Here is a 20,293-nt window from a genome sequence, read left to right on the forward strand (position 1 = left end):
TCCGCGGTGTTGAAGCCCTGCGGGCTCGCGAAGCGCATGTCGTTGGTGTCGAGCGTGTACGGCACGATCAGCTGCGGCACGGTCTTGCCGCCCGTTACCTCGACGTCCATCCAGAACGGCAGGTCGTCGCCGTAGTAGTCGGAGTCGTACAGGAAGCCGCCGTATTCGGCGACCAGCCGATGCGTGTTCGGACTGTCGCGGCCGGTGTACCAGCCGAGCGGACGCACGCCCGTCACGCGCTCGATCGCTTGCATGCCCAGACGCATATGCTCCGCCTCTTGCTCCGGCGACATGTCCTGATAGTGAATCCAGCGATAACCGTGGCACGCGATCTCATGACCGAGTTCGACGAATGCGCGCGCGAGTTCCGGATGCCGTTCGATCGCCATGCCGACGCCGAACACGGTCAGCGGCAAGTTGCGTCTTTCGAATTCGCGCAGAATGCGCCACACACCTGCGCGCGAGCCATATTCGTAGATCGACTCCATGCTCATATGGCGCGCCGGATACGCGGCCGCGCCGACGATCTCCGACAGGAACTGTTCGGACGCGGGGTCGCCATGCAGCACGCAGTTCTCGCCGCCCTCCTCGTAGTTCAGAACGAATTGCACCGCGATACGCGCTCGGCCCGGCCAGTTCGCTTGCACCGGGTGGCGGCCGTAGCCGATCAGATCGCGGGGGTAGTTCGGGTCGAGTGGCATGGTTTGACGAATGCGAAGTGACGGGAGCAAAAGAAACGCGCGACGCTCGGGCGAGCCGGCGCTGCGGATCCGCGCGCGCATCGCTCGAAACGCTGCGCCAGCGGCGGCTGATAAGCGCACGACCCACCGCTGGAGCACCTGTTTCAGCGGCCGCTTTGGCGCATCTTCAACACTCGCCAAAGCCGCTGCCCCGAGTTGAGCCAGTGTAGCGAAAAGGCCCCGGTGCGCCCATACAGCACGCCAGATAGTGCGTGTTACGCAGCGTGTATGTGCGGGGCCGACGCTTTACGCGTTTACCCGCGTCGCCGCGGCGTCGTCCTGCGCAGGCGCCGCGGGCTGCGCGTTCGAATCGTGTGCGGACCGCGCGGCGCCGCGCCCCGTTGCCGCTTCGCTCGCGGTGGGGCTGAACGACGCCAGCGCGCCGTCATAGCGCTTCGCGAGCGGCCGCGCGTAGTCGCCGCGCTTGGCCGTCGACAGCCGCAGCGCGACCAGCGCCTCGGTCCACTTCACCGCTGCCGTTACCCCTTCGATCACCGGCGCGCCGAGCGCGTCCTCGATTTGCGCGCATAGCTCGGCCATGCCCGCGCAGCCGAGCACGATCGCATCCGAGCCGTCCTCGTCGAGCGCGCGCCGGCATTCGTCGAGAATGATGCGGCGCGCGGCCGAGCCCGGTTTGTCCAGATCGAGCACCGCGACGTCGGTCGCGCGCACGTTGCGGCAAAAGCGCTTCATCCCGTAGCGCTCGGCGAGATGCCATGCCATCCCGCAGGTGCGCGCCAGTGTGGTCACGACCGAAAAGCCCGGCGCGAGCACACTTGCCGCATGCATCGCCGCCTCGGCGATGCCGATCACCGGACCGCGCGCCAGCTCGCGTGCCGCATACAGCCCCGGGTCGCCGAAGCAGGCGATCACATAGCCGTCGCAGCCGTCGCGCTCGCCCGCCGCGACTTCGGCGAGCAGACCCGGCGTGGCCAGCGCCTCGTCGTAATAGCCTTCGATCGACGGCGGCCCCATCGTCGGATTGACGGCGATCACCTCGGTGCCTGGCGCGGCGACTGCGCGCGCGCAGCGCCCCATCGCCTCGGTCATGCCCCGGGTCGTATTGGGATTGATCAGTTTGATGCGCATGATGACTCCCGTTCAAAGTACTGTTGTAGCGGCAAAAACCAGCGAAACCCGCTGAAAACCCAGCGCGGCTCAGCGTGCGAGCGCGCGATAGAACACCGCGCCGAGCCCCGCGCCGATGAACCACGAGAAATTCGCGCAGCCGTCGAGCCCCGGCACCATCACGCAGATCACCGCGATCAACGCGGCCGGCAGCAACGCCGCCACCGCGCGGTAGTTCACGCCATTGCGATACCAGTAGGTGCCGTTCGGCTCGACCGAGTACAGATCGTCGAGCACGATCTTCTGACGCTTGACCAGGTAGTAGTCGACCACCAGCACCCCATACAACGGTCCGATGAAGCTGCCGAGCACGTCGAGCGTGTAGTGGATCACCGCCGGATTGTTGAACAGGTTCCACGGCGTGATGAATACCGACGCGACCGCCGCCAGCATGCCGCCCGCGCGCCAGCTGATCAGACGCGGCGCGACGTTGGAAAAATCGAATGCCGGCGACACGAAGTTCGCGACGATGTTGATACCGATGGTCGCGATCGTGAAGGTCAGCGCGCCGAGAATGACCGCGAGCGGATAGTCGATGCGGCCCACCGTTTCGACCGGATCGGTGATCAGCTCACCGAACAACGGCAGCGTGGCCGCGGTCGTCACGACCGTGACGAGCGAGAACGCGAGGAAGTTGACCGGCAGTCCCCAGAAGTTGCCGCGCTTCACGCTGCGAAAGCTTTTGCCGTAGCGCGAGAAGTCGCCGAAGTTCAGCATCGGTCCCGAAAAGTACGACACCACCAGCGAGATCGCGGTGATCATCACCGGCAGCACTTGCATGCCGTGATACTTGACGCCGCCCAGGTTGATGCCGATGTTGCGCCAGCCCGCGCGGTACACCATATAGCCGGCGAGAATGAACATCACGACATAAACGGCCGGGCCCGCGAAGTCGATGAACTTCTTGATGGTGTCCATCCCGTGCCAGAACACCAGCGCCTGCAGCACCCACAGCAGCATGAAGCCGGCCCAGCCGAGCGTCGACAGACCGAGCAGGCCATGACGATGCACGTCCGCATACGGCAGCAATTGCGGCATGAACTTCAGCACGACAATCACCAGCGCACTCGACGCCAGATAGGTCTGGATCCCATACCACGCGACCGCGATCAGGCCGCGGATCACCGCCGGAACATTCGCGCCGAGCACGCCGAAGGTCGCGCGGCATGCGACCGGATACGGCACGCCGTTCGCCTGGCTGGGCTTGGCGATCAGGTTGCACAGCAGGTTGACGATCGAGATGCCGACGAGCAGCGCAATCAGCACCTGCCAGCTCGTCAGACCCAGTGCGAACAGGCTGCCGGCGAACACATAGCCGCCGACGCTATGCACGTCGGACATCCAGAACGCGAAGATGTTGTACGCGGTCCAGCTCTGCGCGCGCAGCGGCGCGAGGTCTTCGTTGCAAAGCCGCTCGCTGTAGCCGGCCGGCATCGACGGATCGCCCTGCGGGGTGCCTTCGTCATAGTTGGGCATTGAGTGACTGTCTGACGCTGCACTGAACTGAGCCATGATTGCTCCTTGAGATAGGGACCGTCGACGGGGAATCGACGGACGTTGCATCGGCGCTGCCGGTCGCTGGCTGGTCGCGCTGCACGGGTCGACAAGCTCGCGCCCGGTGATTGCGGTGCCGCCGGGACTGCGTACTGAAGTACCTGTGCTTATCGCATCGCAGACCGCCGCGAATGGCCGGCGATGCGTCACTGCCCATGGCCCATCGCGTGGCGACGGACGTGCGTGTTCAGGCCGGCGGCGCGTGCGAAAGCGCTGCCTTGCCATGCGTCATTGAGTTCAGTTCAGTTCAATGCAGTGCGGTGCGCGCCACGAACGGATGCGTATGCCGCTGGCCTGCTGCTGCCTGCTGTCAGTCGTTTGCCGCTTGCGAGCGGTTTGACAGGCGCCTCAGCCTTCGGTGGAACCGGCTTTGGCTGTCCAAGGGAATGTTCATCGCGGCGCCAGGGCGCCGAATACTTCGTGCAAATCCGCTGCCCCGCGCGCGGGGCGCTCCAGCATCTTCAACTCGACGCTTTGCAGATGGCGCGACATCAACGCCGCGGCCTCGTTCGCATCGCCGGCGTCGAGCGCGGCGATAATCGCTTCGTGATCCTCGAACGAACAGGGGCTGCGTCCCAGCGACTCGTACAGCGCGGAAATCAGCGTGGAACGCGCGACCAGTCCATTCAAGCATTCGCACAACACGGTGTTGCCGGTGAGCTTCGCGAGCTCCGTATGAAACTCGCCCGATAACCGGATCCACGCCGGGAAATCGCGCGTTTCGAACGCCTTGCGTTCGCGCCCGATCATCGCGCTGATGCTCTTCAAACGCCGCACCCCGTGACCGTTGCAGATCTTCTCGACGACGGCCCGCTCGATGATGCGGCGCATTTCGAACACCTCATGCACCTCCTGCAGCGACGGACTCGCGACGAACGCGCCACGGTTCGGCTCCAGATCGACGAGCCGCTCGCCGGCCAGTTGCGTCAACGCCTGACGGATCGGACCGCGCTTGACGCCGAACACTTCGCACAGCTGCGCTTCGGTCAGCTTCGCGCCCGGCGCCAGCCGATGCTCGAGAATCGCCGCGCGGATGCGTTCGGCGATTACTTCGGGTTTCGAACTGTTCGCGCTGAAATCGCTGTCGGACATGATCTGCGTCTCGGTATGTTGGTCATCATAGGATGGACATAAACATTGTCAACGATTTTTCTATTAAGTCTCGACGATTCTTTCGAGACCCGTTGGCAGCCTCGCCGCGAATACGCGCTGGAACACGGTCTGGCGGGGTTTTCGCCGCGCCGAGCGTCGCGATTCCGTTCGTTGTGGGCCGAGTTTTTGTCAACAAAAGGCGAAAACTTCGGCCTCGGCGGCGACAAGCGACGGCTTCAAACGCGACCGATTAGTTGCGTCTGGAGCGCCTAAAAAAGCGGGCCACTGCCCGCTTGCCTGCTGCCCTCCGCTTCGTGTCGCTCAAGCAAGACAGGGATAGCCCGACAGTGTCAGCTTGAACCCCTGCGCATCGGCGACGAGATGCGCGTCCGCGCCGACCGGCAGCGTCAGCATGTTATGGATGTGCCCGAACTGCAGCCCGGTCACGACCGGAATGCCGATCACCGCGCGCACCTGTTCGATCATCGCGCGCAGGTCGTAACCGTTGTCGTATTCATAAGGCTTGTCGCCGGAGAAGTCGCCGAGCACCAATGCCTGCTGCTGCGCGAGGATGCCGGCCAGATGCAGCTGATAGATCATCCGCTCGATCCGGAACGGCTGCTCGTTGACGTCCTCGAGAAACAGGATGCCGGCCTGCACCGGCGGCATATATGGCGTGCCGACCAGCGATGCGATCACGGCCAGATTGCCGCCCCACAGCACGCCGGAGACGTCGACCGGCTGCGCTTGCGGCGCATTGCCAGTCACCGTCAGCGTCGGTTGAGTGATCGCCGACCAGAAGTGCTGCATCGTGAATTCGCTCAGTTCTTCCGCGCCGAAATCGCTCATCAGCATCGGACCGCCAAAGCTCTTCACGCCAGCGCGCGCGAGCAACGCGAGCTGGATCGCGGTGAAGTCGCTGTGACCGACCAGCGCGATCGGCCGATCGGCGAGACGGCGCTGCAGCCCTTCGTAATCGAGCCCGTGCAGGATGCGCACCGCGCCGTAGCCGCCGCGCACGGCCAGCACCACATCGGGCAGATCGCGCGACGGGTCGGCGAGCCGGTTCAGATCGGCGGCGCGCTCGCCGTCGGTGCCGGCAAAGCGCTGATAGCGGCGCCGCGCCGCGTCCTCGCCGCCGACCCGATGCCCCTGCGCACGCAGGCGATGCAACGCGCGATGCAGCACCTGCGGGTCATGCGGATACCCGGACGGCGCGATCAGTTCGATGGTGCGATGAGCGGTCATGGCGAGACCCGTTGGATGGTGTTGTTTCAGAGCGGCGCGGTAGCGGGCGGTTCGTCGTCACGTGCGGCCGCGCGTGCTTCGCGGCTCGCGCGACGCCGTTCCGCGAAAAACGACCTGAGCGCCGCGCCGCATTCGGCTTCGAGCACGCCGCCCGTCACCGTCGTGTGGTGGTTCAGTTGCGCATTCGCGAACGCATCGACGACGCTTCCGCACGCGCCGGTTTTCGGATCGCGCGCCCCGAACACCACGCGGCCAATACGCGCGTGCATGATCGCGCCGGCGCACATCAGGCACGGCTCGAGCGTCACATACAGTTCGCAGCCCGGCAGACGGTAGTTTTCGAGCGCCTGCGCGGCGGCGCGCAACGCGACCATTTCCGCATGCGCGGACGGGTCATGCGCGCTGATCGGATGGTTGAAGCCGGTCGCGATGACTTCATCGCCGCGCACCAGCACCGCGCCGACCGGTACTTCCCCGGCTGCGCGCGCCTGTTCGGCGGCGGCTTGCGCGCGCGCCATGAAACGCAGATCGCGTTCCCAGACAGCGGGAGGTTCGATTGGGAGGGTGGGCATGACGGCGGGTGCCGAATCGGCTGCGGCTGCGCATGCGGCTGCGGCCTCCTCCGAAGCGTGAGCCGCACAGCCGTGGATCAACGGCCGATTCACTGCGAACCCGCTTTGGCGACATCGGTATTGCCGGCGCGCTCCGACAGACGTTCGGCGATCCGGCGGCAGTATTCGCGCGGCAGGACGAGCGGGCCGCCGCGTAGCGATTCGAGCGCCATATCGAGCGCGAGCACACGCGCCTGAAGCCGACAATGAGTGGCCTGATCGCTCACAGCATCGAGCTCCGTTTGGAGATCGCGCAACGCGCGGAGCTGCTCGACGGCGGGCGGCACGAAACCCGCGTTTTTGAGGATCCGGTTCGCAACGCGCACCTCTTGCGGCACCAGCGCATCGTCGTCGAGGAGAAGGGGCGCACCCGCCCCCGGCAAATCGTCGAACTCTCCGCGCGCGGCGGCGGCGGCAATACGCTGTTCGACAAGCGCATCAAGCAATTTCATCAGCAATCCAACAGGTTGCGGCCCGTGCATTCTATCAGGGTGCGCACGAGCGTTCAGTCTGTCTCGCCGCCCCCAAAAACCGCGCCCCGGCGGGCGATTTCTGTGTTAGCGCATCGTTGGCCTTCGCGTTGGCGTTTAGCGGTGGCGGCCACATATGAGGTGCCCGCGCGACTCGCGGTTCACTTCAACGTGCACCGCCCAGCGTCCAACGCGCGAGCACACTATGCTTCGTGCGCCCCAACAGACTGTGTACCAGCGCAAACTCCCGCACGTTCCAGCATGCCGGCTCGGCCGGACGACGTTCGGCCCAAGGCAAGCCATAAGCGAGCGTGACATGCGGCGTGAACGGCGGTGCGGGCCCGAAACCGGCTTTTTGCAACGCCGCTTCAAGCGCATCGTGAAGCGCATGCAGCCCGAGCACGCCGTCTCCTCCGACGAGCACCGCCGGCCCGGGTCTGGGCCGTTTTGCGAAGCTCACAACCGCGTCGAATTCGACCGTGAACGGCGCCATCGCAATCGATGCGGCCGCCTGTTTCGCCGCGTCGACGCATTCGTCGGGTAAGCCGCCCGCAAAGTTGCCGAGATGCCGCAAGGTCACATGCAAGCGGCTCGGCGCGAGCGGCTTGCTGCGCGCGCGGGGTTCCGTGCAAACCTGTTGCGCGAACTTCGCGATACCGGCGGCCGTGTTCGCGTCGGGGAAGACGGCGAAAAAAAGCCCATCGGTCGGCGGGGGCGGCGCCTCGAGCCCCGGCAGCCACAGTTGTTCAGGCATCGTGCGTGGTTCCTTCGCGTTGTTCTCTTATCCGACTCGTCACCGCCCGCACAGGGACAGTTGGCCGTGTTCGGATAACACTGTATGCCCATACAGTATCCCACAGCACAAGCGAAGCCGCCCTCTTTTCGTCGTCGTCACGGCATCGGGTCGTCGCACCAGGCCGAATCGTTCAGACCGTCGGCGCGCATTACCGGCGCGTCGACTTGCGGCAACTCCGCCCGCTGGCTCACTCCACCCAACGCTCGCCCGAGCGCTCCCGCTCAGGCCAGCCATCCCGCCCGACCAGCGGCACGAACCTCACATCGCCGAACGCGTGCTCTTCGTAGTTCTGCTCAGTCACGCGCACGATCTTCACGAGCCGTTGCCGATCCGGCTCGCGCCCGACCGGCATCACGAGGCGCCCGCCGCAGGCGAGCTGCGAGCGCAGCGCCTGGGGCACGTGCGGAGCGCCGGCCGCGGCGACGATCGCGTCATAAGGCGCGTGCTCTTGGAGACCAACGGTGCCGTCGCCGAGATGAACCGCGACGTTCGCATAGCCGAGCCGCCGCAGGCGCTCGCGCGCGGCTTCGGCGAGTTCGGCATCGCGTTCAATCGAATCCACTCGCGCCGCGATCTCGGCGGCGATCGCGGCCGCATAGCCGGAGCCGGTGCCGATATCGAGCACGCGATCGCCTGCGTGAAGCTCGGCGGCCTCCAGCATTTTCGCGACGATAAAGGGTTGTGAGATCGACTGGCCGCCACCGATCGGCAACGGCGCGTCGTCGTAAGCGAACGGCCGCCAGTCGGGCGTGACGAACGCTTCGCGTGGCACACGCCGCATCGCGGCGAGCACCTGTGGATCATGCACGCCGCGGCGCATGATCTGACGCTCGACCATCCACTCGCGCTCCTCATTGAAATCGCTCATCACAGCCTCCTGACGATCACGGCGTCGCGCGACCGGTATCCGGCAGCGACGGCGGCGTCGTTTGCTGTCATCCAATCGGTCGAGCAATGAGCATACCGCGCTGCGAGCACGCGGGATCAGGGTCGCGCGAAACTCGACGCGGCTATTCGAGCCCGAGCAGCGCAAGGTAGCGCGTGAGATCGCCCTCGGTGCGGACGATCTCGCGCATCAGATCCGCCAGCGGCATTTGCCCCCAGGTCACGGCCCGCTTCAACAGATACGGCGTGGGGCTATGGGGCTCCTGCTCCTGCAGATAACGCGCGACGATTTCAATCAGTTGATACGCGTGCGCGCGGCTTTCGATCTGCCCGAGCGACGCCGCGGCCACCCCCTGCCCCCCGGCTTCGTGCCGCGAGTCGTCAGCGAATTTGTCCGGTTTCACCGCTGCCTCCTGTTGCACAAACCGGTCCGCATAGGACGCGTCGGCCGGCCCGGCGCCCGCATCGCCAAACCCGTCGCGCGCGCCGCCAGGCGCGTTGCGAGGCAACGCGTGCTCGCCTAGCAGGCTGGTTGCCGCGCGCGCGAGGCGCGCCAGCACGTCACCCACGCGCAGCAGATTCGGGCCGTCGTCATGCAGGCGCTCGTCGATCAGCGCGCCGAGCGAGTGCCACGCCCGCTGTGCGTCGTCCAGTTGCTGGTGCAACACCCGCAGGTGCGCGAGATTGCGACCTTTGGTCAGATGCTGCGCGAGCAGTTCGCGCGTCAGCGCGCCGCCGGCGGCATCGTCGTCGGCGAGCTGGATCACACGCTGCCAGTCGTCGAGGTTGACCTCGGCCGGCTCGCGTCCTTCGATCATCATCAACGGCACATGCAGCGACAACATCAACGCGAACGCCTGGCTCATCCAGACGAACGGCGCGATCCGCGCGTCGGTGTCGCCGTCTTCGATCCGCGGCCACGCATCGTCCCAGTAACGCTCGACCAGCGCGGCCAGCAGTCGCGTACCGGCGACAAAGCCGTCGACGCGATGCAGACGCGTCCACGCTTCGCACAGCCACGCGGCCAGCTGGAAGTCCTTGCTGCGATGGGCGAGCGCATCGCTGCACAACGCGGCGACCGCTTTCCAGTCGGCCTTGATCAGCGGACGCTCCCACTCGCCCATCGGCAGCGTCGCATCGTCGTGATGCCGGGCGTCGCGAATCTGCTGATACAGCGCGTCGTAGCGCAGCGACATGCCGGCCCCGCCCGCCTGCTCGTCACTCTCGCCGCCAACCGGCGCGAGCAACGCGTCCAGATCGACGCCAAACGACGTCACCAGCTCCACCCGATCGATCGAGTCCGTCAGATTCATAGCGAGTTCCAGTCAGGCGCGCGCGCCGGGAAGCTGCCGGGCCACGGCAGTGGTGTCTTCTTGCCCGCCGGCATCAGCGTGACGCGCACGAACGCCCGGCCGCGCGCCTGCTTCGGCAACAGCGACAGGTCCGCCGGGCTCACGGTGCCGAGCGGAAAGTCGAATGCGAGCAGTTGCGACGCGCTGTCGCCGCGCAGGCTCGAATCCGCGACGCGCTGGCGGCCGATCAACGACAGCAGCGCCCATGGGTCCGCGAATTGCCACGTGAGCGTGCGCCCGTCCGTGGACAGCGCGCGCTGCTGCGGATCGTTGAGCGCGGTCAGCGGCGAGTTCTTCGCGAAGCGCAACAGCAGCGTGACCGGCGTGCCGTAATCCCAGTGCAGCGCGCGCGGCGCATCGGACATCGACACGCTCTGCGCGCCGATCGACAGCGTCCAGTCGATCACCTGGTTCGCGGCCACTTCGGCGTCGCGATTGGCACGGAATTCGATGCTCACGTCGTAGCCGGTCGGCGCGCCGTCGTCGCCCGGATAGAGCGGCGCGAGCAGCGTCTTCACCTGATCGAAGTTGTCGACGAACTTGCGCACCGCGGCGTTCGTCAGCGGGTTTTGTCCGCCCGCCCCCGCGTGCGCCAGATGGAACGTTTCCGATACCGCCGCATAGCGCCTGAGCACCTGCCCGAGCTCGCCGAAATCGGCGGAAGCGGGTTCGGCGCGGGTCGCGACACGGATCATGTTCGCGCCGCTGAACGGACTGCGCCCGGCGAGGTTCTGATTGAAGCCCGCCGCGAAGCTGTCCCACTGCTGACGCAGGTCGAACACATAGCTCTGGCTGCAACGCGACAGCAGACGGTCGTACAGCCGCGCATGCAAAGCCGCGAAGAAGTCGTCGGCGCCGTTCGATGCCGGGCGGCCGGCAAACTTTGCCATGCAGTTGCCGACGCCCGGATCGCCCGACACCGTCATCACGAACTGTTCGAGACGCAACAGACTGCTGTTCGGATTTTTCAGGCGATAGCGTTCGAGATCGCGCGTGATCGACTGCCAGCGCTGCGCGAGCGGCGACGCGGCGTCGGTCGTATCGAGCGCGCCGAGAAACACCGACGCATCCTTGCCGAGCGACAGCGCACGAGCCGACTGCTGGTCGAGGTAGGCCGCGAGCGCGCCCGCATCGGCGACGCCGAATGCGGCCAGTACCGGCGAGCGGGCGCCGCGCGCGCCGTCGTACGACACGCTCTCGCGCGTCGCATACAACTCGGACTGCGTGAGCGCATCGTCGACGGCGCGCAGGTGCGCGAGCGCGTCGCGCGAGATCAGGCTGTTCAGATCTTCCACTTGCGCGCTCGCGTTCATGTCCGTCAGCAGCGCCTGAATCCGTACCAGACGAGCGCGCGACGCGTCGAATGCAGCGCTGTCGGTGTCAGCCGAGGACGGCGTGACGGCCGCCGCGGCCGCGGTCTGATCGACGATCAACTGCGCGAACTGCACGTTGAGCGCCTGTTCGATCGACGGCTGCACCGACGCCGGCAGGTTCGTCGTCCCTTCGCTCATGAAGCGCTTGCGCACGTCGCCGACAGCCAGCGCCGCGTCGAGTTGCGCGCGGTCCCAGACGATCGTCGCGCCCTGCGCGAGCGCGGGCAGCGTGCGCTCGCGCGGCGCGCTCATGAACGGCTGGCCGAGCAGATTCGACAGCCCGTCGCGCAGCGCCTGGCGGCCCGGCGACACCGCATAGCGGGCGTCCTTGTCGAGCCACACGAGACCGCTGTCCGGCGCGTCGACATGCAGCGCGAACTCGGTGCGAAATGCGCGGAACGCCGTGTCGTCGCGCTCGCGAACCTGCGACGCCAGATCGGGACCGAGCAGCCGGCTCTGCGCGGCGCGCGCGAGCGTGCGCTCGTAGACCGGCCCCGGCGTGAACTGCGGCTGCCGCAGCCAGCCGCCCTTGCCGGACGCGAGCAGATCGCGTTGCGTATCGATACCCGCGACGATCGCCCGCGCGTTGCCGCTCAGTTGCGCGAAATTCGCCGCGCCGCCGCTGCCGCCGCCGGTGCCGGTGCCGGTCGACAGATCGTTCAGATGCCCGCTGATCGAACGCTCGGCGGCGAGCAGTGCGTTGTTGGCGAACAGCGCGCTATTGACCTGTTGCGCGCCCTTGTCGAACGTACAGCGCAGCGCCTGCTGGATCACCGGCAGATTGACGCCGCCGGCGGCGTTGGCCGCCAGCATGCCGCGCGCGCCCTGATCGCGATAGAAATACGGCAACGTGCCGGCTACGCTCCCCTGCAACTCGGCGCCGAGCGCATAACGCACGACCAGCCGCAACGCGTCGGCGTTCTCACGCGATGGCGTTTGCAGACGCTGCAGCGCCTGCAACGCGGCATCGAGCTGATCCACCGAGCCGACGTATTGCTGCAACGCGCGCATCTGCGGCAGATCGTCGATCGCGAGGCTCGCGGTACCGGGCGCGTCGCCACGCACCGTTGCCGGCGCAATGCAATCGTCGCCGATGATCAACTGGCCGGTGCTCGGGTCGCGGCTTTCCCCGCTCAGTTGACTCACGCGCGCGACCATCTCGCGGGTCAGTGCCGCCACCGCGATTTCGCCGAATTCGCGTTCGAAGCGCTCGTTCACGTGCGCGTTCAGATCGTCGAATACGTCCCACGAACCCGGCATCAGCACTGCCCAGCCGCTGGCCGTCTTCAGATGCTGGTTCATCGCGATCAGCGAAAGCGCGTTGCGGCGGTACCAGTCCGCCGGCAAATCCTGGCCCTGCTGCGCGGCCGCCGCGCGATCCTGCGCGTTACGGTGCAGCGAGCCGAGTGCGGCGACCAGCTCGCCATTGCGATGATTCAGTTGAACCGTCGCGACCACCAGCCCGATGCCCCAGCCGCCCAACAGCGCGATGCCGCCCCAGCGCAGCGCGCGGCTCATCACCGGACGCGCGAGATATTGCGAGCGCGACGGCCGCGTCAAACCGTATTCGAGGAAGATCTTTTTTTCGAACAGATCACGCAGGAACGCCGGCTGCAGCATCAGCTCGTTGACCGGGCCGCCCGGCTCGCGCCGGCCGTCGAGCGCATCGGCAGCGGCCACCGGCCACGCGGCATCGGCCGCGAGCGGATCGGCGTCCGCGCGCGGCGCGCCGGCCGGATTGCGGGTCGCTTCGCTGCCCTGACCCGCGCTCCATTGCGCGAATTCGCTGCTGTCGCCGGTCAGATAGATGCCGCGAAAGAAAAACGGCTCGTGATATGCGCTCGCGCGCAGCAGTTCGTCGATGTAGCGCTGCAGTTGCGCAGCCATTGCCTCGATGCGCGACGGCAACAGCAACAACTCGCGCGCGTCGAGCTGGCCCCCGTCGAGCGCGAACAGCTCGGCGCTCGCGTCCGACACCGAACGCATGATGCTGCGCATCGCGGTGTCGACCCAATCCGACGCATACGTGGTCGACAGATCGTACGGCGACGACCAGCCGAGCATGCTCGCGCGCAGCGCCTCCGGCAATGCGCGCGCGAACGGCGCGAAGCCCGTCAACGACTCGCAGCCGGTGACCACCACATACACGGCGAAGCGCATCGCGAAGCGGTTCTGCGCGAGCCACAGGCGCCGATGCGCGAGCTTCGCGTGGCGCACCAGTTCGAGCTGCGCGTCGGTGTCGTCGGCCAGCAGCGTCGCGGCCGGCACCGTGATCACGACCGAGTCGAACGGCCGCTGCGGCCGGTAGTTGCGGCACAGGCCCAGAAACTCGTCCCACGGCTTCTCGTCGCCGTCGTCATCGGGCGAGCCGAGATAGGCCGCCTTGATATCGACGACGATGCCGCGATCGAAGAAATGCCACGAGATGCCCTGGGTGGCCGCCGGACTCGCCGCCTCCGCGCTCAGCACGCTCGCGACGCCGGCCTGCGCGACCGGCAGCGGGCGCGGGTCTTCTCCTTCGCCGAGCACCATGATCCATGGCACGTTGTAGCGCTCGGCGCGCGACGCGATATTGCCTTCGATCAGTTCGACCGCCTCGCGAAACGCGCTGCGCAACGAATCCGAGCGCAGCCGCACGATCTTGCGATCGGCACCGGCGGCCGGCTTGTGGTTCGCACCATGCAGCGCGAAGTACAGCACCGCGCCGAGCACCACGCAGACGACCAGCGTCAGCACGGCAATCGACAGCAGGAACAGATTGCTCGTCAACATAGCCGTGCTCCCCAGACCCGCTGTTGCGGGTGCGCTTGTCGCCGCATGCGCCGCGCCGCAGCCAACTTTTTAATCATGCGTGCGTTCATCGGCTCATCCCCGTGACGGGGTCGGCGGACAACGCCTCGCGCACCGGCCACGATTGCCACAGCCATAGCACCTCGGAAATCGCCAGCAGCGAGATCGCCGCGAGCAGAAAAATCATCGTCCAGCGGCTGACGGTCGGCAGCTTGCGCGGCGCGACGTGCGACAGCGTGTTCGCGTACGCGGCATCGGCCAGAACGCGGTCGCGCCCGCCCAGGTCCGGGCGGCGCTGATAGACGAACTCATACAGTTCCTCACGGTAGCCGCGCAGACGCGCGTCCGCGCCGGCACCGCGAAAGCGGCCCTGAAACCCCATCGCCAACGCGAACAGATAGAGCCGCGCGACGTTGCGGCGCGACGGCTCGCGATCCGACAGCAGTTGTTCGATGCGGCTGAATACCAGGTCGCCCGCGACATTGGTGCGAAACAGCGTCGATTCGAGCAGATACGCGGTCCAGCGCTCGCGGCCGCACCAACCCGTGTTCAGCAGGATTTCATCGGCGAGCACCGCTTTCAGATAGCGCGCGTCGGCGACGTTTTCCATTTCGAAGCGCGTGCTGTCGCGCCGCGATTCGAGCGTCTGCACTTCGATCAGGTTCAGCAGATGGCGGCTCATGCCCTGCGCCGCGACGTCCGGGTCCATCGCGGTCTCGTCGGCATAGCGCGCCTGCGCGTTGACGAGCTCATCGAGAAAGATCCGGAACTGCTCGGTGATGAGGCCGTCTTCCTCGGCTTCGGGGGGGCGATTGCGTGCCATGCTCAGCGTACCTTCGTCGTTGCTTTCGTCTTCACTGGGTGACCGTGCGGCCTATGTGCGCGGGCGCCTTCTGGCCGTTCAACCCTTCACGAACAGCAGCATTTCCTGCGGCCGCTGCGCGCTCGCGCCTTCGTTCGGGTTGCCGACCACGAGCGGCTCGCCCGCGTGCACGAGCGCCGCTTCTGCGGCGATCTCGAACAGCAGGTAGCCGGAGCCCGAGCGCAACCCGAGTTCTTCCGCGTAATCGACGCTGTGGCGCGTCGCGCCCAGCACGCGGCGCGCGCGCAGCGATGCATAGACGGACTGCGAGCCGATCACCGCGCCATTCATCCACGCGAGCAGATCGCGCTCGGACTGGCCGCGCAGACCGACCACCAGACGCTCGCCGATCCAGTCCGGCTGCAGCGTGATTTCGAACGCGCCGTGACGGAACTCGAACTTGTGCTCGCGATAGTCTTCGCTGACCTCGGACACCGCTTCGCGCAGCGAGCGCAACAGCGGCGTGAACACCGCGAGCGGATCCGCATGGTCGTAATCGGGCGGCACCGGCGGCAAGCCGCCGGGCTTGAGCGTCGCGAGCGCGCCGCTCAACGACGCGAGCGACCAGAACAGCGCGAGCGGATGCAGGTGCGGCGTGCGCAGCGTCGCCTCGGCGAGCGGCAACGCCGACAGCAGGCTGCGCAGGCGGTCCTTCAATTCGAGCTGGGTCAGCCGGTCGTCGACTTTCGACGACGGATTGGCGGTCTGCCGCGCGACGAACGCGGCCTTGCCGCGCAGTTGCCCGAGCAGCGACGCGACCGCGCTCCACAGCGGATTGTCGCGGGCGATTTCGAGCAGCGGCGGCAGCGTATCGCCCAGGCGCACCACCTCGTTGTCGCGATACACCGAGCCGAGCCGCACATGCACGTGCATCGCCGACGGCAACTCGCCCGCGGCCAGCGACAGGTTCGGCACGAGGCGGGCGACCTCGGCGGCCGGCGCATCGGACACTTCGTCTTCGACCGGCGCGCCCGCTGTCGAGCGGAAACGTTTGACCTGCGCGTCGCGGCGCACCGTCGCGGCGACCGGCAGCACCAGATAGACATCGAGCGGCCCTTTCGCGAGCTGCTCGGCAAACGGCTCGAGCGACAGTTCGAGCCGGCCGTGCTCCGCCGCTTCGGCCGCATAAGAGACCGCGGTGCCGTCCGGCATGATCGCGTCGAGCGCGAGAATGCGCACGAGCCCGGTGGGCAGCAGGCCGTGGTCGAACACGAGGCGCCGCACGCCCCAGCTGAACGGCGCGGCCGCGAGTGTCTGCCATGCGACCAGCGTATCGACGCGCGCGGACATCAACTGAAAATGCTGCGGCGACAGCAGCATGCCCTCGAACCACTCGACGCGATCGGTTATCTGATTGATCGCGGCATTCACTGCCGCATTGCCCGGATTAAACATGCTCGCTCCTTGCCACGCCGTGCCGATTCACGCGAGCATGCGCACCCGCCAGACGAAGCACATCCACCACAGGCACCACACCCGCCCGGCGGCGGGGGCCATTTCTCATTCGACGCTGACACACTGTCATTGGGTATCCGTGACGGTAAAACTATTGCTGTCCAGCTGGACGACCAGATGGCCGCTGAACTGCTGGATCCGGACGCGATGCGCGCCGCGGTCCGGGTAATTCGCAAACACGAACGCGCCGGACACGCGCGGCCCGCTGAAGCTATCGGCCGGCAAGTCGAGCCGCTGGCCCGGCACCAGCTCCCAGCTGCGAAAGCGCAGGCTCTTTGGAAACGTGCTGAGCAGATCGGCGCGGCCGGCGAACCATTTCGACGCGGGCAGCTTGGCGATGCGCGCGAGCATCGCGTCGTCGCTGACGAGCACGACGTCGACCGCCACCGGGCTGTCGTTGTTCGCTTCGTCGCTCGCCACCAGCGTCACCTGCGACCACTTCGCCTTCTCGCCGCTCAGGCCGAGCATCCCGCAGCTCGCGAGCACGCACGCGCAGCTCATCACCACGACGAATCTCGCGCCGCGGCGCAACCCACTGCGCGCGCTCCCGCCAGGCAACCAGTTCGTCATCTCGCTCCGACTCCAATGCCCATCAATACGATCAGTGACGCCGCCACGACCACGCAGCCCGTCGCGAGCGCAAGCTGCGCGCGCGTGAACGTGAAGCTCAGCACCTGCGCGGCACCGGGCTCGCCATGAGGATCGGCGCTGGCGTGCAGCCACTCGGACGGCAATCCCGCCGACACCAGCGCGATCACCGCGCACACGGTCAACAGGCTCAGCACGTTGCGCGGCCCTTCGCAGATCAGGTCGATCGAGACGAACAGCACGCCCGCCGCTTCGACCGGCAGATGCAGGCACGACAGCACGATGCCCATGTAGCCGACCGTGGCGACGCCATTCTGCCCGGCCGAAACGAATGCGGCCAGCGCGGACGCGGCGCCGATCAGCACGATGTCGCCCGCATCCAACGGACGGTCGTACAGATTGGCGACGAACACCGTGGCAAGCGCGAAATACAACGCGGAGCCGGCCCGCACAAACACCGAGCCGAACGGCACCACCAGCTCGGCAACGCCGCGGCTGAAGCCGAGCGTCGCGCTCATCGACTCGATCGTGTGCGGGATCGGCGCGGTCGCGCTGCCCGAGCTCAGTGCAACCACCAATGGCGCTTTCAGCCCCTGCAGTACGCGCGCGAACGGCGCGGTGCTGCGCGCGGCGATCGCCACCAGCGCGGCGCCGCCGAGCAGCGCGGTGGCCGCAACGAAACTCAGTAGAAAGCCACCCATTGCGTTCAACGTCGCGCGCTCGGTGTGCGCGGTGAGATGCGCGGACATCCCGAACGCGAGCACCGGAATCAGCAGGTTCGCGTGCGCGATCACGACTTCGAGCGCCCGGTACACACCCTCGAAGACGTTGTTCAGCATCAGCGAGCGCTCGCTCGACAGCGTCGCGAAAGCCAGGCCGAACAGGATCGTGCCGCTCAGGATGCCGAGCGAGCGGCCTTGCGCGAGCACCCGGTAGAAATTGTCCGGAAACAGATCCTGCACGCTGTACGGGCTGACACTGGCGGCCGCGTGCGACAGCGGCCCGAACAGCGTGATGCGCATTTCTTCCGCATCGCTCGCGCTTTTGAGCACCAGTTCGCCGAGCTGCGCATGCGCGGCGGCAGACAGGTTTTGCCCCGGCATCATCAGCACGCCGGCCAGCGTGCCGCCGAGCGCGCACAGCGCGACCAGACCGACGGCAAGCGCGGCGATCATGCCGACGCGCACCGCCGGCCGCGGCAACGCCAGCACCTGGCGCAAGCCGAAAAAGGTCGCGACGACCAGCAGCGGCACCGCCGCCATATTCACCACCGACAGATACAGTTGCCCGATGAAATACGCGAACGCGCCGGCCGGCGCGGCAAACACGCCGGCCAGCCCGCCCACCGCCAGACATAGCAGCAAGCCGAGAGGACTTTGCGAGAACCTTTGCAGCGCCTTCATTGCGGCCTGTTCCAGCCTCGTGCGAGCGCGAACGACACGGTCGCGCGCGCAAGCTCGAGCGAACTGTCGATCAGCGTGAGCGGCGGATCGCGCAATTGCCGCGCCGCAAGCGGTATCTCGGTGCAACCCATCACCGCCGCACTCACGCCGCGCGCGGCGAGATCATCGAGCACCGCCGCCAGATGCGCGCCGGCCGCGTCGAGCGCGCCGGCCTTCACGTCGTGGATGCTCGCGGCGATCCGCTGCTGCAGGTCCGCGCCGGGCACGAGCGGCTCGATGTCGCGCGCGGCGAGCGCGGCCTGGTAGAACCCCGACACCATCGTGCCGCCGGTGCCGAGCACCGCCACGCGGCGCGTGCCGGCGGGCACCGCGGCCACGCACGCATCGGCGATATGCAGCACCGGCGCGCTGCTGCGCGCGCGCATCTGCGCGTACCAGTGATGGGCGGAATTGCAGGGCACCGCGATGAGCCCGACGCCGTTGCGGTTCAACAGATCGATGCCTTGCAGCAGGCCGTCGAGGCAATCCTCGCCTTCGCCGAGAATCGCGCGCGAGCGGTCGGCGATATGCGGCAGGTTGGCGACCAGCATCGGCAGATGCTGCTGGTCGCAACTCGCGTTCGTCAGCTGCACGATCTTGCCCATGAAGTCGACCGTCGCGAGCGGGCCCATGCCGCCGAGAACTCCGATAAGTGCCATCGCAACGCTCCTAGATCTTCAACGGACGCGGGCAGATCAGCGTGACCGCGGCGGCATTGCCGATCACGAGGATCAGCGTGCGCAGCATGTCGCACAGCGGATCGACCGCGAGAAACAGAATAAACGCCGCTTCGAACGGCAGGCGCAGATACGCGCAGGTCATCCCCACCAGCGACACGGTGACGAGCCCGGTCATGCCGGCCGACGCGAAGCCCGCCAGCACCGACGCGAGCAGCACCGTGACCACTTCGACGACGCCGAGCGAGCGGCCATACAGCTGCGCGATAAAGAGCGTCGCGCTGACGTAGTAGACCATTGGGCCGACGCGCAGCAGCGAGATCGTCAGCGGCACCAGCAGCTCGACGCGCGAGCGCGCGAAACCGAGGCCGTCGACGAGGCTTTCGATCATGCTCGGCATACAGGCCGCGCTGTTACGCGTGGCCAGCGCGAGCGCGAACGGCGCGCGCAATGCGTCGAGCGTCTTGGCGAGGCTGTGGTTCGAGCGCTTCCAGATGATCGCGGCGGCCAGCGCGAGCAACAGCAACGAGACCACGAAAAACGCGATCACGAACTGCAGCATCGCGTGCAGCGGGCCGACACCCGACTTGCCCAGCTGCGCGGCGCTCATGCAGATCAGGATCAGCGGCAGCGGATAGCTGAGCCAGTGCATCAGTTTCTGGCACGCGTGATAGACGGTTTCCAGCGATTGGCTGAGCCCCGCCGAGATGCGCTCCGGCACGCGTCCGACCGCGAGGCCGAACAGCAGCGCGAACACCAGCGCCTTCAACGCATCCCCGTTCGCGAGCGCCGCGAAGATGTTGGTCGGCACGAGGCTCGTCAGTACGTCGTAGAGGCTCACGCCTTTCTGCTCGGCGTCCGTGCCGTACAGATTCATCACCGTTTCATTCGAGGTCGTGTCATTGCCGACCATCAGTCCGAACGTGTGCATGGTGGCGCTGGAGAGATTCACGCCAGGGCGCATCACCAGCAGCACGATCGCGCCAACCAGCGCGACCGTCACCGACGCGCCGATGAACACCGTCACCACGCGCAACAGCAGTTTGGACGTGCCGCCGTCGCGAAAGAGGCGCTGCAGACTAAAAATCACCGCCGACACCATGAACGGCAGCGTGGTCATCTTCAGCAGATTCACGTAGATGTCGCCGACAATCGCGAACTTCTGCGACAGTTCGGGCAGCATCAGACCGAACGCGCCGCCTAGCGCGAGACTGCCGATCACTGCCCAAG

At 66.8% G+C, this 20,293-nt stretch carries 17 protein-coding genes; all 17 read right to left on the minus strand.

Annotated features, from left to right (window positions below; all coding sequences use genetic code 11):
• On the minus strand, positions 1 to 701 hold a 701-nt coding region (locus tag VGH68_RS14775; RefSeq protein ID WP_331604389.1), incomplete at its 3' end, for a polysaccharide deacetylase family protein.
• A 285-nt stretch (positions 702 to 986) separates the two neighbouring features.
• Positions 987 to 1,829 (minus strand): aspartate/glutamate racemase family protein, encoded by an 843-nt coding sequence (locus VGH68_RS14780; protein ID WP_331604390.1) that lies wholly within the window; start codon positions 1,827 to 1,829, stop codon positions 987 to 989.
• A gap of 69 nt (positions 1,830 to 1,898) precedes the next feature.
• Complete coding sequence (locus tag VGH68_RS14785; RefSeq protein WP_331604391.1) at positions 1,899 to 3,380, minus strand: NCS1 family nucleobase:cation symporter-1; 1,482 nt, start codon at positions 3,378 to 3,380, stop codon at positions 1,899 to 1,901.
• A gap of 432 nt (positions 3,381 to 3,812) precedes the next feature.
• The gene (locus VGH68_RS14790) at positions 3,813 to 4,514 is read right to left on the minus strand and encodes a GntR family transcriptional regulator (protein WP_331604392.1); all 702 of its coding nucleotides are present in this window, start codon (positions 4,512 to 4,514) and stop codon (positions 3,813 to 3,815) included.
• Between the two features lie 321 nt (positions 4,515 to 4,835).
• Positions 4,836 to 5,762: a muramoyltetrapeptide carboxypeptidase gene (ldcA, locus tag VGH68_RS14795; RefSeq protein ID WP_331604393.1), complete on the minus strand. Its 927-nt coding sequence runs from the start codon at positions 5,760 to 5,762 to the stop codon at positions 4,836 to 4,838.
• 26 nt (positions 5,763 to 5,788) lie between these two features.
• Positions 5,789 to 6,334 (minus strand): tRNA adenosine(34) deaminase TadA, encoded by a 546-nt coding sequence (gene tadA / locus VGH68_RS14800; protein WP_331604394.1) that lies wholly within the window; start codon positions 6,332 to 6,334, stop codon positions 5,789 to 5,791.
• 89 nt (positions 6,335 to 6,423) lie between these two features.
• Positions 6,424 to 6,825: a DnaJ family domain-containing protein gene (locus tag VGH68_RS14805; RefSeq protein WP_331604395.1), complete on the minus strand. Its 402-nt coding sequence runs from the start codon at positions 6,823 to 6,825 to the stop codon at positions 6,424 to 6,426.
• Positions 6,826 to 7,009: 184 nt separating this feature from the next.
• Entirely contained in the window at positions 7,010 to 7,597 is a 588-nt protein-coding gene (locus tag VGH68_RS14810) for a 2'-5' RNA ligase family protein (protein ID WP_331604396.1), read from the minus strand.
• Positions 7,598 to 7,826: 229 nt separating this feature from the next.
• Positions 7,827 to 8,507 (minus strand): protein-L-isoaspartate(D-aspartate) O-methyltransferase, encoded by a 681-nt coding sequence (locus tag VGH68_RS14815; RefSeq protein WP_331604397.1) that lies wholly within the window; start codon positions 8,505 to 8,507, stop codon positions 7,827 to 7,829.
• Between the two features lie 142 nt (positions 8,508 to 8,649).
• Positions 8,650 to 9,837 (minus strand): type VI secretion system protein TssA, encoded by a 1,188-nt coding sequence (tssA, locus tag VGH68_RS14820; protein WP_331604398.1) that lies wholly within the window; start codon positions 9,835 to 9,837, stop codon positions 8,650 to 8,652.
• Complete coding sequence (locus VGH68_RS14825; protein ID WP_331604399.1) at positions 9,834 to 14,021, minus strand: type VI secretion system protein; 4,188 nt, start codon at positions 14,019 to 14,021, stop codon at positions 9,834 to 9,836. Before VGH68_RS14825 ends, tssA begins: the two co-directional genes overlap by 4 nt.
• An 85-nt stretch (positions 14,022 to 14,106) precedes the next feature.
• Positions 14,107 to 14,862 carry a DotU family type IV/VI secretion system protein gene (locus VGH68_RS14830; protein WP_331604400.1) on the minus strand — a complete coding sequence of 252 codons (756 nt, stop codon included), beginning with the start codon at positions 14,860 to 14,862 and terminating at the stop codon, positions 14,107 to 14,109.
• 78 nt (positions 14,863 to 14,940) lie between these two features.
• Positions 14,941 to 16,296 (minus strand): type VI secretion system baseplate subunit TssK, encoded by a 1,356-nt coding sequence (gene tssK, locus VGH68_RS14835; RefSeq protein ID WP_331604401.1) that lies wholly within the window; start codon positions 16,294 to 16,296, stop codon positions 14,941 to 14,943.
• Between the two features lie 126 nt (positions 16,297 to 16,422).
• Positions 16,423 to 16,926, minus strand: a complete 504-nt coding sequence (locus VGH68_RS14840; RefSeq protein WP_414696942.1) for a hypothetical protein — start codon at positions 16,924 to 16,926, stop codon at positions 16,423 to 16,425.
• Complete coding sequence (locus tag VGH68_RS14845) at positions 16,923 to 18,347, minus strand: dicarboxylate/amino acid:cation symporter (protein ID WP_331604402.1); 1,425 nt, start codon at positions 18,345 to 18,347, stop codon at positions 16,923 to 16,925. Before VGH68_RS14845 ends, VGH68_RS14840 begins: the two co-directional genes overlap by 4 nt.
• Positions 18,344 to 19,045 (minus strand): aspartate/glutamate racemase family protein, encoded by a 702-nt coding sequence (locus VGH68_RS14850; RefSeq protein ID WP_331604403.1) that lies wholly within the window; start codon positions 19,043 to 19,045, stop codon positions 18,344 to 18,346. Before VGH68_RS14850 ends, VGH68_RS14845 begins: the two co-directional genes overlap by 4 nt.
• 10 nt (positions 19,046 to 19,055) lie before the next feature.
• On the minus strand, positions 19,056 to 20,293 hold a 1,238-nt coding region (locus VGH68_RS14855), incomplete at its 5' end, for a dicarboxylate/amino acid:cation symporter (RefSeq protein WP_331604404.1).

It is taken from the genome of Paraburkholderia sp., from assembly GCF_036488505.1.
In the GTDB taxonomy this organism is placed as follows: Bacteria; Pseudomonadota; Gammaproteobacteria; order Burkholderiales; family Burkholderiaceae; genus Paraburkholderia.

Excerpts from the sequence above, each read along its gene's own strand:
- VGH68_RS14815 (WP_331604397.1), bottom strand. The coding sequence starts at position 8,507 with ATGAGCGATTTCAATGAGGAGCGCGAGTGGATGGTCGAGCGTCAGATC.
- VGH68_RS14780 (WP_331604390.1), bottom strand. The coding sequence starts at position 1,829 with ATGCGCATCAAACTGATCAATCCCAATACGACCCGGGGCATGACCGAG.
- VGH68_RS14805 (WP_331604395.1), bottom strand. The coding sequence starts at position 6,825 with ATGAAATTGCTTGATGCGCTTGTCGAACAGCGTATTGCCGCCGCCGCC.
- ldcA (WP_331604393.1), bottom strand. The coding sequence starts at position 5,762 with ATGACCGCTCATCGCACCATCGAACTGATCGCGCCGTCCGGGTATCCG.
- tssA (WP_331604398.1), bottom strand. The coding sequence starts at position 9,837 with ATGAATCTGACGGACTCGATCGATCGGGTGGAGCTGGTGACGTCGTTT.
- VGH68_RS14790 (WP_331604392.1), bottom strand. The coding sequence starts at position 4,514 with ATGTCCGACAGCGATTTCAGCGCGAACAGTTCGAAACCCGAAGTAATC.
- VGH68_RS14830 (WP_331604400.1), bottom strand. The coding sequence starts at position 14,862 with ATGGCACGCAATCGCCCCCCCGAAGCCGAGGAAGACGGCCTCATCACC.
- VGH68_RS14840 (WP_414696942.1), bottom strand. The coding sequence starts at position 16,926 with ATGACGAACTGGTTGCCTGGCGGGAGCGCGCGCAGTGGGTTGCGCCGC.
- VGH68_RS14810 (WP_331604396.1), bottom strand. The coding sequence starts at position 7,597 with ATGCCTGAACAACTGTGGCTGCCGGGGCTCGAGGCGCCGCCCCCGCCG.
- VGH68_RS14850 (WP_331604403.1), bottom strand. The coding sequence starts at position 19,045 with ATGGCACTTATCGGAGTTCTCGGCGGCATGGGCCCGCTCGCGACGGTC.
- tadA (WP_331604394.1), bottom strand. The coding sequence starts at position 6,334 with ATGCCCACCCTCCCAATCGAACCTCCCGCTGTCTGGGAACGCGATCTG.
- tssK (WP_331604401.1), bottom strand. The coding sequence starts at position 16,296 with ATGTTTAATCCGGGCAATGCGGCAGTGAATGCCGCGATCAATCAGATA.
- VGH68_RS14825 (WP_331604399.1), bottom strand. The coding sequence starts at position 14,021 with ATGTTGACGAGCAATCTGTTCCTGCTGTCGATTGCCGTGCTGACGCTG.
- VGH68_RS14785 (WP_331604391.1), bottom strand. The coding sequence starts at position 3,380 with ATGGCTCAGTTCAGTGCAGCGTCAGACAGTCACTCAATGCCCAACTAT.
- VGH68_RS14845 (WP_331604402.1), bottom strand. The coding sequence starts at position 18,347 with ATGAAGGCGCTGCAAAGGTTCTCGCAAAGTCCTCTCGGCTTGCTGCTA.